8 protein-coding genes and 1 pseudogene are annotated in these 9,955 nt (G+C 72.6%); 4 read left to right on the plus strand and 5 right to left on the minus strand.

Going from position 1 to position 9,955, the window contains the following annotated elements:
• A partial coding sequence (locus DKT69_RS29125; RefSeq protein WP_109804667.1) for a M14 family metallopeptidase occupies positions 1–1,812 on the minus strand: 1,812 nt, incomplete at its 3' end.
• A 205-nt stretch (positions 1,813–2,017) separates the two neighbouring features.
• Between DKT69_RS29125 and DKT69_RS29130 the strand changes: the two genes are divergently transcribed.
• Positions 2,018–3,349, plus strand: a complete 1,332-nt coding sequence (locus DKT69_RS29130) for a C39 family peptidase (protein ID WP_109804668.1) — start codon at positions 2,018–2,020, stop codon at positions 3,347–3,349.
• A gap of 117 nt (positions 3,350–3,466) precedes the next feature.
• On the plus strand, positions 3,467–4,807 hold the full coding sequence (locus DKT69_RS29135; RefSeq protein WP_109804669.1) for a C39 family peptidase: 1,341 nt from the start codon (positions 3,467–3,469) through the stop codon (positions 4,805–4,807).
• A 55-nt stretch (positions 4,808–4,862) separates the two neighbouring features.
• Here DKT69_RS29135 and DKT69_RS29140 read toward each other — a convergent pair whose 3' ends face one another.
• From DKT69_RS29140 to mqnE, 4 genes are read right to left on the minus strand one after another with little or no spacing between them, the layout of a single operon-like run.
• A complete protein-coding gene (locus DKT69_RS29140; RefSeq protein WP_109804670.1) occupies positions 4,863–5,339 on the minus strand; it encodes a hypothetical protein in 477 nt (158 codons plus the stop codon).
• A gap of 57 nt (positions 5,340–5,396) precedes the next feature.
• Positions 5,397–5,678 carry a DUF4229 domain-containing protein gene (locus tag DKT69_RS29145; RefSeq protein WP_109804671.1) on the minus strand — a complete coding sequence of 94 codons (282 nt, stop codon included), beginning with the start codon at positions 5,676–5,678 and terminating at the stop codon, positions 5,397–5,399.
• Positions 5,679–5,723: 45 nt separating this feature from the next.
• Complete coding sequence (locus DKT69_RS29150) at positions 5,724–6,152, minus strand: hypothetical protein (RefSeq protein ID WP_109804672.1); 429 nt, start codon at positions 6,150–6,152, stop codon at positions 5,724–5,726.
• A 10-nt stretch (positions 6,153–6,162) separates the two neighbouring features.
• The gene (gene mqnE, locus DKT69_RS29155) at positions 6,163–7,332 is read right to left on the minus strand and encodes an aminofutalosine synthase MqnE (RefSeq protein ID WP_109804673.1); all 1,170 of its coding nucleotides are present in this window, start codon (positions 7,330–7,332) and stop codon (positions 6,163–6,165) included.
• Positions 7,333–7,574: 242 nt separating this feature from the next.
• On the opposite strand from mqnE, the gene DKT69_RS29160 reads away from it, so the two are divergent.
• Complete coding sequence (locus tag DKT69_RS29160) at positions 7,575–9,146, plus strand: C40 family peptidase (RefSeq protein ID WP_201749917.1); 1,572 nt, start codon at positions 7,575–7,577, stop codon at positions 9,144–9,146.
• A gap of 113 nt (positions 9,147–9,259) precedes the next feature.
• Positions 9,260–9,955 (plus strand): annotated as a pseudogene (locus DKT69_RS29165) (hypothetical protein); the annotation flags it as partial.

A 9,955-nucleotide genomic window follows, 5' to 3' on the forward strand; every position in this document is an offset into this window, starting at 1 on the left:
AGATGTATATAAGAGACAGACCTGGATCCGCACCGACTGGCCCGCGTACGGGGTGAGGTCGAGGTTCGACACCGCCCACGAGCCGTTCCGGTTGGTGGCCGCACCCGCGGAGTTGAGCAGGGTGGTGGTGCCGCCGTTGTGGATCACGCTGACCCTGAGGTAGTCCGCCGACGAGGCGTTCGAGCCGTGCGCCAGGTACCAGGCCAGGGAGAGGGTGAGGGTGCCGGTCGAGGGGAGGGTCACCGCCGGGGAGCGGGCGCTGGTCACCCCGCCGTCGACGTCGTAGTCGCCCGCCGCGGTGCCGGCGAGCCGGCCGGTGACCAGGTCGTTGCTCCCGGCGTACGGGGTGAGCTGCTTGGCGCCGGAGGAGCTGGTGGCCTGGGCGGCGCCGCGTTCCCACACCCCGGTGGTGGCGGTGTCCGTGCCGGCCGGGTCGGTGGTCCAGCCGGTGGCGGTCTCGAAGGTGTCCGACCAGACCGTGGTGCCGCCCCCGCCGGTGCCGCAGTACTGGGACTGCTTCCCGATCGCCCGGTACGGGCAGTCGGCGTACTCGGCGAGCAGCAGCACCGCCTCCTTGTTCCGGGAGGTCTGCGCGGGGATGACCTCGTCGGGCGGGTAGAAGCCGCCGCCGGTGGCCGAGCCCGGGTACATCTCGAAGGTGTACGCCCAGATGCCGTGGGCGGCCCACATCCAGTCGATGCTGGTGCCGTCGGCGATGTAGAGGTCGCTGGACTGTTCCGGGGTGTAGCCGTTGCTGGCCGCCATCTGCTGGCCGATGGTGGCGAAGGTGCTGTACTGGTCCGCGCTCATCCCGGTCGGCGTGTTCGCGGTGGTGTAACCGAAGGGCCAGAGCACCAGCTGCGAGTAGGTGTGGAAGTCGATGTTGGCTTCGATCTGCTGCACCCCGCCGATCACCCGGCTGTTGACGAAGTTGCGCAGCGCCTGCGTCTCCGGGGCGGAGAAGGCGGACGGGCCGCGGTAGGTCTCCGACGAGGTGGAGCCGGACGAGCCGCCGCAGCAGCCCCACTGGTACGACCAGTTCCGGTTCAGGTCGGTGCCGACGTACGACGAGCCGCTGTTGGGCTGCCGGTTCTTCCGCCAGGACCGGTACGACCCGGTGGCGATGTCGTACTCGCTGCCGTCCGGGTTGACGGTGGGGACGATCCAGATCTCCCGGGAGTTGACGATGTTGGTGATCCGGGAGTCGGTTCCGTAGCTGTCGGTGAAGAGGTTGAGCAGGTAGATCGCCATCTCGACGGTCAGGTGCTCGCGGGCGTGCTGCTGCGCGTTGAAGAGGATCTCGGGCTCGTTCTCGTCGGTGCCGGCGTTGTCGGAGATCTTCACCGCCATCAGGTCCCGACCCTCGTACGAGGTGCCGATGCTGCTCTTCCTGGCGATGGCGGGGTGGTCGGCGACCACCTGGTTCACCACGGCGGTCAGCTCGGCGTAGTCGTGGTAGTTGGAGTCGGCCGGCGGGAAGGCGAGGGTGCCGGCGCCGCCGGTGGGGGCCGGCGGGGCGTCCTTCTCCAGCCGGAAGCCGAGCCGGGTGATCGCGGCGGCCTCGGTGCCGGTTGCGGTGACGTGCAGGACGCCGTGTTCGGAGTAGTCGATCGCCGCGCCGGTGCGCGCGACGGCGTTCCGGTCGGCGAGGGTGCGGGGGCCGAGGACCCGGTAGCCGGCGGCGGCCGGCTCGGCGGACCGGTCCGGGGCCGGCCGGGCGGCGGCCGGGCCGGTGACGACGGTGACGAGGCCGAGGCCGACGGCGGCGACGAGGGCGAGCCGGCGGCGGAGCGGGGACGGGTGGAGGGCCATGGACAACCTCCTCGGGGTACGGGAGATCCCGTTGTCCGCCACTTCACCAGCAGTCACATGGTCATATCAACATTCATCGTTCCCTTGGCCCATCCCGGCCGGATCCTCACGGCGGCAAAGATTTTCCATCGTTTGATGTCTTCCGAAACTTCCTTCCAGACGGGACAGTGAACGGCAAGGAAAGCCGCACACCCGTGGAGCTGCCATGGTCACGACACCGCTGCGCGCCGCCGCCCTCGCCGGCGTCACCGCGCTCGCCCTCCTCGGCACCACCGCCCCCGCCGAGGCCGCCAAGCCGGCCACCGGCACCCTCGCCCACGACGAGCAGATCACCTGGCAGGGCTGGTCGGGCGCCGCCCTCGCCGCCGGCGCCACCGCCGGCACCGCCGTCACCGCCGCCGGACTCACCCTCGGCACGCCGGTCGGCACCACCGTCTACCGCGACCCGCACACCGGGATCCGGCGCACCTGGGCGTACGGCACCTGGACCTCGCCGCTGACCGAGGTCGGCTTCGGCGCGTCCGAGCTGGTCGCGTCCTGGAACGCCGACACCCCGGCCGGCACCTGGATCGGGGTCGAACTCCAGGGCACCTACACCACCGGCACCCGGACCCCCTGGTACGTGCTGGGGCGCTGGGCCTCCGGCGACGCCGACATCAAGCGGACCAGCGTCGACAAGCAGGGCGACAAGACCTCCAGCATCTGGACCGACACGTTCGCCGTCGACGATCCGAGCAGAGGCGTGCTGCTGCGGGCGTACCAGCTCCGGCTCACCCTCTACCGCGACCCGGCCCAGGCCGCCGCCCCGGTGGTCCGGTCGGTCGGCGCGATGAGCTCGAACGTGCCGGACCGGTTCACCGTCGCCCCCAGCGCCGGCCACATCGCCTGGGGCACCGAGCTGGCCGTTCCCCGCCACTCGCAGGAGATCCACGCCGGCCACTACCCGGAGTACGACGGCGGCGGCGAGGCCTGGTGCTCGCCGACCTCGACGGAGATGGTGGTCGAGTACTGGGGCCGGGGGCCGTCCGCGGCCGACACGTCCTGGGTGGACCCCAGCTACCCCGACCCGACCGTCAACCACGCCGCCCGGATGACGTACGACTACCAGTACGACGGCGCCGGCAACTGGCCCTTCAACACCGCGTACGCGGCCGGCTTCCCCGGGCTGGAGGCGAAGGTGACCCGGCTGCACTCGCTGGACGAGCTGGAGCACTTCATCGCCGCCGGCATCCCCGTGGTGACCAGTCAGTCCTTCCTCGCCAGCGAGCTGGACGGCGCGGGCTACGGCACCTCCGGGCACCTGATGGTGGTGGTCGGCTTCACCGCCGACGGTGACGTCATCGCCAACGACCCGGCGTCGCCGAGCAACGACGCCGTGCGCCACGTCTACCAGCGCGAACAGTTCGAGCAGATCTGGCTGCGCACCAAGCGGACCACCGCCAGCGGCGGGACCGGCAGCGGCTCCGGCGGGATCGTCTACCTGATCAAGCCGACCGACGTCGCCTGGCCGCAGGTGGCGGGCTCCACCAACTGGTAGCGGCGGCGGGCCCGGTCGCCGTCCGGCACGGGCCCGCCATCGACCGACCGAAGCTCCCGCCGACGCCCTACGGCGGCCGGCAGGGATGTCCCACCCTCCTCACTTCGCGGAGTTGCCATGTTCAGACCAGCCCTGCGCGCGGTCGCCCTCACCGGCGTCACCGCGCTCGCCCTGCTCGGCGCCACGGCGCCGGTCCACGCCGACAACAACCTGCCGGTCGTCCAGCACGACGAGCAGATCACCTTCCAGGAGTGGTCGTCGCACCCCGACTGGCGTGGCGGCACCCACCAGGGGACGTACGCCATCCCCGGCCACCGCACCGGCATCACCATCGGCCAGCCGGCCGGCACCACCGAGTTCACCGACGAGCACACCGGCGCCACCCGCAGCTGGGAGTACGCCACCTGGACGTCCCCGCACCGGCAGATCGGCTTCGACGCCACCGAACTGGTCGCCTCGTGGAACGCCGAGACCCCCGCGGGCACCTGGCTCCAGGTCGAGCTGCAGGGGACGTACAACACCGGCAGCCAGACCCCCTGGTACGTGATGGGTCGCTGGGCCTCCGGGGAGCAGGACGTCACGCGGGCCACCCTGGACGGCCAGGGTGACCCCTGGTCGAGCATCTGGACCGACACCTTTTCCATCGACGACGCCAAGGCCGGCGTGCTGCTGCGGTCGTACCAGCTGAAGCTCACCCTCTACCGCGCGCCGGGCCAGACGGCCTCGCCCTGGGTCTGGATGCTCGGCGCGATGAGCTCCAACGTGCCGGACCGGTTCACCGTCACGCCCAGCAAGGGCGGGATCGCCTGGGGCACGGAACTGCCGGTGCCGGCCCGCTCCCAGATGATCCACCGGGGCAACTACCCGGAGTGGGGCGGCGGCGGTCAGGTCTGGTGCAGCCCGACCTCGACCACCATGGTGCTGGAGTACTACGGCAAGCTGCCCTCGGCCGAGGACATGTCCTGGATCACCCCCGGCTACACCGACCCGCAGGTCGCCTACGCCGCCCGGATGACCTGGGACTACGAGTACGAGGGCGCGGGCAACTGGCCGTTCAACACCGCGTACGCGGCCAGCTTCCCCGGCATCGACGCCAGGGTCACCCGGCTGCACTCGCTGGACGAGGTGGAGCGCTTCATCGCCGCCGGCATCCCCGTGGTCACCTCGCAGTCCTTCCTCGGCACCGAGCTGGACGGGTCGAACTACGGCACCTCCGGGCACCTCTTCGTGGTGGTCGGCTTCACCCCCGACGGTGACGTGATCGTCAACGACCCGGCCTCCTCCTCGGACGCCGAGGTGCGCAACGTCTACAAGCGGGAGCAGTTCGAGCAGATCTGGCTGCGGACCAAGCGGTACCGGGCGAACGGCACGGTCGCGAGCGGCTCCGGCGGCATCGCGTACCTGATCAAGCCGGCCGACCGGCCGTGGCCGCAGGTCCCCGGCTCCACCAACTGGTAGGAACCGACGGAGACGGGCCCGGCACGATCGTGCCGGGCCCGTCGTTTCGTTGGTCTCAGCGCTGTACGGGCGTCCCGGCCAGCCGGTCGATCGCGGCCGCGTCGCGGCGCCGGCGGCGGACCGTGGTGACCACGAGGACCACCCAGCCGACCGCGGCGAGCGCCGCGGCCACGGTGAACCCGGTGACCAGCAGCCAGGTCGAGCCGCCCGCGGCGGCGAAGACGCCCTTGCCGGCCCCGGTGTCCCGGGCGGGAGCCGTGCCGCCCCGGGCCAGCCCGTCGGGCGCGTCGTAGAGGAGGACTTGCTTGCGGGCCGCGCCGCCCTCGTCGGCCACGAAGTCGCCGTACCAGCTGCAGTTGCGGCGACCGCACTGCTCGCTGACCGCGGTGAACGTGCCCGGCACGCCGCCGCCGGACTTCGCCTGCCAGGCCGGAACGAGGTCGGGCGCCGCGAAGGCGAGCCCCATCACCGCGATGACGGGGAGCCCGATCCAGAGGAAGAACTTCAGCCGCCAGTCATTGATCCTGTCCATCACGGAGCCAGACCCTAGCGGGACGGAATCTCTCCCGCTGCCCCGCCTTGTGACGGCTCAGCGGGGCTGGTCGCCCGGCTCGTCCTCGGCGGACCGGTCGTCGCCGGCCAACGCGGACCGGAGGCGCTCCTTCTCGGCCCGGCGCCGCTCGGACGCCTCGGCCATCTCGCCGGCCATCTCGTCGCGCCAGCCGCGGAGCAGGAAGAAGGAGAGCGCGGCGGAGAACACCAGCGCCAGCATCAGCCGCAGGAACATGTTCATCTCGATGAACCAGAGGGCCGCCAGCACGCCGACGAACAGCCCGATCCGGCCCAGCGTGTACTTGACCGCCGCGCTCACGTTCGCACTCCGTTCTCCGCCGCCCGGTGTCCCGGCGCGGGAGGTTCAGCCCGTCCGGCGGGCCAGCCAGTGGACGCCATGAAACCAGATCACCGCGTACGCCAGGGTGAAGACCGCCGCGGCCAGCGCGCCGGAGACCAGCGGCGCCAACCCGGCGGCCAGCCCGGCCGCCAGCAGCCCGGCGAACACCCCGACCGCGGCGGCGACGAGTGCCGCGATCACCCGGGCCGCGCCGAACTCCCAGGCCCGGAAGTCGTCCCAGAACAGCCAGAGCGGCAGGATCACCGCCAGCCAGCCGTTGGTCCGGCCGAACCCGCCGGCGCCCATCGTGGCGAACGCCCACTCGAAGAGCACCAGCGCCAGCACCCCGATCACCAGGCCGGCGAGGCTCACCCCGAGCAGGTCACCCAGGGTGAGGATCCGTCCCTCGGCGTCCCTGCGGGGAAAGGCCGGACGCTGCTGCTGCTCGGTCATCGGTCCGGCGTCAGGCCCAGACCTGCTGCGGCTCGGCGCGGCGCTCGGCCAGCGACGGCGCCTTGTCGTACTCCCGGACCACGTTGTAGCGGGTGTCCCGCTCGACCGGCTGGAACCCGGCGTCCCAGATCAGGTGCAGCAGGTCGTCCCGGTGCATGGTGTTCGGGGTGCCGTACGAGTCGGCGTCGTGAGTGATCTTGTATTCCACGACCGAGCCGTCCAGGTCGTCCACGCCGAAGTTGAGCGAGAGCTGCGCGACCGACAGGCCGTGCATCACCCAGAAGTTCTTGAGGTGCGGGATGTTGTCGAAGAGCAGCCGGGAGACCGCGAACGTCTTCAGCGACTCGGCCGGCGACGCCATCGTGGTCTGCGCCTGGATCCGGTTACGGATCTTGCCGTCCGCGGAGTCGACGAAGTCGTGCTGGTAGCGCAGCGGGATGAAGACCGCGAAGCCGCCCGTCTCGTCCTGCAGCTCGCGCAGCCGCAGCACGTGGTCGACCCGGTGCCGGGGCTCCTCGATGTGGCCGTAAAGCATCGTCGACGGGGTCTTCATGCCCTTCGAGTGGGCCAGCCGGTGGATCCGCGACCAGTCCTCCCAGTGGCAGGCGTGGTCGACGATGTGCTGGCGGACCTCCCAGTCGAAGATCTCCGCGCCGCCGCCGGTCAGCGACTCCAGGCCGGCGTCCATCAGCTCGTCGAGGATCTCGTCGGCGCTCAGGCCGCTGATCTTCTCGAACCACTGCACCTCGGTCGCGGTGAAGCACTTGAGCTTGACGTTCGGCAGCGCCGCCTTCAGCTCGCGCAGCACCTTCGGGTAGTAGCGCCAGGGCAGGGTCGGGTGCAGGCCGTTGACGATGTGCAGCTCGGTGAGCTGCTCGTCCTCCATCTCCTTGGCCTTGCGGACCGCCTCGTCGATGCGCATCGTGTACGCGTCCTTCTCGCCCGGCTTGCGCTGGAAGGAGCAGTACGCGCACGAGGCGGAGCAGACGTTGGTCAGGTTGAGGTGCCGGTTGACGTTGAACATCACCCGGTCGCCGTTCATCTCGGTGCGCTTGTGGTGGGCCAGCCGGCCCAGCCAGGCGAGGTCGTCGCTGTCGTAGAGGGCGATCCCGTCCTCACGGGTCAGCCGCTCGCCCGCGTACACCTTCGCTTCGAGCTCGCGCTTGAGTCCGGCGTCCATCGAAAGCCACGTCCCTTCCACCTGCGGTCCCGGTCGAGCGTACGTCGGTGCTCCGACGCACCGGCGGGCCGGTCGACCCCAGCGATGTAGTTCACCGGACTCTCAGCCGGTCGTCACCCTCCGCGCATCGACATCCCTGCGTCCGTGAGGTAAGACAGGATGGGGCGGAACACACACTGGTACCGTCCCGGGTCACCGCGCCCGCCGGAGCGCGGACCATGCCAGACCGGACGGGGAGCGGAATGGTCGACAGCGCAAAGGGCCGACAGCAACGACGCGGGAGTCCGGTGATCTCGCCGGTACTGCGTCCGGCGCTCTGGTCCGCGCTGCTCGGCGCGGTGGCCGCCGCCGCGCTGGCCACCCCGGCCTGGGCCGAGCCACCGCTGCCCGACACGGTCCCCGACGCCGGGTCCCGCCCGGTCGCCGCCGGCGGCCTGCGGCTGCCCGGCTCCGTACCGGGCCTGCCCGGCGCCGCCGCGCCCGGCGGCTTCGGCACGACACCGGGCACGACACCCGGCGCGGCGACCGCCAACCCGGGCGACGGCCCGCTCATCGCCCAGATCAACGCGGTGGACGCGCTGGTCGGCCAGCTCGGCGACGACCTGCTCAAGGTCAAGGGCGAGCGGGACGAGGCGCGGGCCCAGCTCGCCCTCGCCGCCACCGAGCTCCAGCGGGCCCACGAGGCGCTCCTGCGCGCCCAGGAGAGCGCCAAGGCCGCCGCCGCCGACGCGGTCAAGGCCGCCGCCGCGCTGCCCCCCGGCGAGTTCGGCGCCGACCTGCGCGACTTCAGCACGCTCCAGCGGATCACCCGCGGTGACAAGGCCGAGGGCGCGACGACCGCGGTGGCCGGCGAGGTGGCGCGGGCGAACGCCGCCGAGCAGATCGCCCGGGAGGCGCACGCCGCCGCCGAGGCCCGCGTCCAGGACCGCAACGCCGCGTACGCGACGGCTGAGGCGGCCCTGCACCGGCAGGAAGCCACGCTGCTCAAGCTGCGCAAGGACAACGCCGCGCGGCTGATCGAGATCGAGAAGCGCGAGGACGCCGCCGAGCAGCGCATCGGCACGTCGTACGTGAACAGCCAGAGCGTGAGCGGGCTGGTCGCCGACCCGCGGGCGCTGGCCGCCGTGCGGTACGCCCTGGCCCAGCTCGGCGACCCGTACCTCTGGGCGGCCGAGGGGCCGAACCGGTTCGACTGCTCCGGCCTGATGCTCGCCGCGTACCAGTCGGCCGGCTACCGCGATCTGCCCCGGGTCTCCCGGGACCAGTACTACGCCACCCGCTCCCGCACGGTGGATCCCGCCGCCCTGCTCCCCGGCGACCTGCTCTTCTTCGCCTCGGGCAGCAGCTGGCAGAGCATCCACCACGTCGCGATGTACATCGGCGGCGGCAAGATGGTCGAGGCGCCGCGAACCGGTGACGTCGTCAAGATCTCGGTCGTCCGGTGGACCCGGCTCTACGCCGCGACCCGGGTCGTCGGCGCGGTGCCCGCCCCGGCGAGCCCGGTGCCACTGCCCACCCGGACGACCACCCCGCCGAAGCCGAGCACGACGCCGAAGCCGACCCCGACGCCCACTCGGACGGCCACCCCGAAGCCGACCCGCACCGCGACGCCGAAGCCCACGACCACGAAGCCGAGCCCCAGCACCAGCCCCTCGACCTCGCCGTCGCCCAGCACGTCCCCGTCGCCGACGCCGAGCCCGTCCACCTCGCCCAGCCCGGAGACGAGCACCGAGCCCGCCCCGACGACGAGCAGCGTCGCCCCGACCGACAGCGCCTCGGAGGCCACCTCGGGCAGCCCGAGCGCCACCAGCTGACCGTAACCGTCCACTCCGGCTGTGCTGCCGGGCCGGAATGTGGCACGGTGAGATCCAGGCACTCCCGGGCCGCCCGTCGCGGTCCGGGTGCGAGCGTGGGCGCGGAGGCGAGCATGGGCGAGCTAGAGGTTCCGGCGGGGACGGTCCATCCGGGACCCGTGCCCGGCTCCACCGATCGGCCGGCCGATCCCGCACCCGCCCGGGCGACGACCGACCCGACGGACGACGAGGGCGCGGCGGGCGCGAGCACCGGCGCGGCCCGTGGCCGGGTCAGCGTGGCCGCTGCGGCCGCGCCGCCGGACGGCGCACCGCCGGACGCACCGGCCACGGGCACCACGTACCGGGCGGGCAGCCCGGCTGAGCCGGCGCCGCTGGACCGGCGTCAGCCCGGCGCCTCGGTCCCGGCACCGTCGAGCTGGTCCGGCTTCGCCGCCGCCGAGCGGCCCGCCGACCCCGACCCGGACCGGTCGGCCGCCCCGGACGGTCCCGCGCCCACCCCGACCGTCTCCGGATCCGCCCGGGTCACTCCCCCGTCAACCCCGGAGGACCCCACGCCGGGCCCGGCGATGCCGGGGCCACCCGAGGCGTCCGACGCGGCACCCGCCCGGGCCAGCGCCTCCGTGCCGGGGCTGCGGCGGATCTCCGCCGACGAAGCGGGCGCCGCCGGTTCCGCGGTGGCGGCGAAGGCCGGCGGCACCAAGATCTACCGGGCGGGGCCGGTGAACCCCGAGCCGCCCGAGCCCGCGCAGCCGCCGGAGCCGGCCCAGCCCCCGGTGCCGCCCACGCCGGAACCCGAGCCGGCCCCCACC

Source organism: Micromonospora sicca, assembly GCF_003172935.1.
In the GTDB taxonomy this organism is placed as follows: Bacteria; Actinomycetota; Actinomycetes; order Mycobacteriales; family Micromonosporaceae; genus Micromonospora; species Micromonospora sicca.

Coding starts and splice junctions, on each gene's coding strand:
- DKT69_RS29150 (WP_109804672.1), bottom strand. CDS start 6,152: ATGACCGAGCAGCAGCAGCGTCCGGCCTTTCCCCGCAGGGACGCCGAG.
- DKT69_RS29160 (WP_201749917.1), top strand. CDS start 7,575: ATGGTCGACAGCGCAAAGGGCCGACAGCAACGACGCGGGAGTCCGGTG.
- DKT69_RS29140 (WP_109804670.1), bottom strand. CDS start 5,339: ATGGACAGGATCAATGACTGGCGGCTGAAGTTCTTCCTCTGGATCGGG.
- DKT69_RS29130 (WP_109804668.1), top strand. CDS start 2,018: ATGGTCACGACACCGCTGCGCGCCGCCGCCCTCGCCGGCGTCACCGCG.
- mqnE (WP_109804673.1), bottom strand. CDS start 7,332: ATGGACGCCGGACTCAAGCGCGAGCTCGAAGCGAAGGTGTACGCGGGC.
- DKT69_RS29135 (WP_109804669.1), top strand. CDS start 3,467: ATGTTCAGACCAGCCCTGCGCGCGGTCGCCCTCACCGGCGTCACCGCG.